Origin of the sequence: Enterobacter cloacae complex sp. 6730903 (assembly GCF_048283985.1) — a bacterium.
Lineage (GTDB): Bacteria > Pseudomonadota > Gammaproteobacteria > Enterobacterales > Enterobacteriaceae > Enterobacter > Enterobacter hormaechei_C.
On the sequence record NZ_JBLVXX010000146.1, the window covers coordinates 1 to 805 of the forward strand.

1 pseudogene is annotated in these 805 nt (G+C 58.1%); it reads left to right on the top strand.

What is annotated here, in order from left to right:
• Nucleotides 1–805 (top strand): annotated as a pseudogene (locus ACNQ0W_RS25250) (Tn3 family transposase); the annotation flags it as partial.

The window sequence follows — 805 nt, forward strand, 5'->3', positions numbered from 1 at the left end:
CAATCATAGTGCTTTGGCCAGCATACCTGCCCATCGCATTGCCCGGCTGCGTCGGCAGGGTGAACGCTACTTCACCGACGGTTTGCGTGACATCACTTCGGACCGCCGCTGGGCGATCCTTGCCGTCTGTGTTGTGGAGTGGGAAGCGGCGATTGCTGATGCCATAGTCGAAACCCATGACAGGATCGTAGGAAAAACCTGGCGGGAAGCGAAGCGCCAGCATGACGAAACAATTTCCGGCTCTAAAGCCACACTCACGGATACGATCCGTACCTTCACCGCGCTGGGAGCTTCGTTGCTTGAGGCCCGCAGTGACGGAACCCCGCTGGAGATGGCTGTCGCCAGTTCGGTTGCATGGGACCGGCTCGCTCAACTGGTAGCGACAGGGACTCAACTCAGCAACACGCTAGCCGATGAGCCTCTTGCATATGTCGGGCAGGGATACCATCGCTTTCGTCGTTATGCGCCCCGCATGTTGCGCTGTCTGAAGCTCGAAGCCGCGCCGGTCGCCGGACCATTGGTAGCAGCAGCTTTGTCGATCGGAGAGATGAAAGGTGTTGCATCGCCAGAAAGGCGTTTCCTGCGGCCCAGCTCCAAATGGAACCGTCATTTACGAGCTCAGGAAAAAGGAGATACCCGTCTTTGGGAAGTGGCGGTACTCTTTCACCTCCGGGATGCTTTTCGTTCCGGAGATGTCTGGCTCGCTCATTCGCGCCGCTATGGTGACCTCAAGCAGGTACTGGTGCCGATGATCGCGGCGCAGGAAAATGCAAAACTGGCCGTGCCTTCCAACCCACAGGATTGG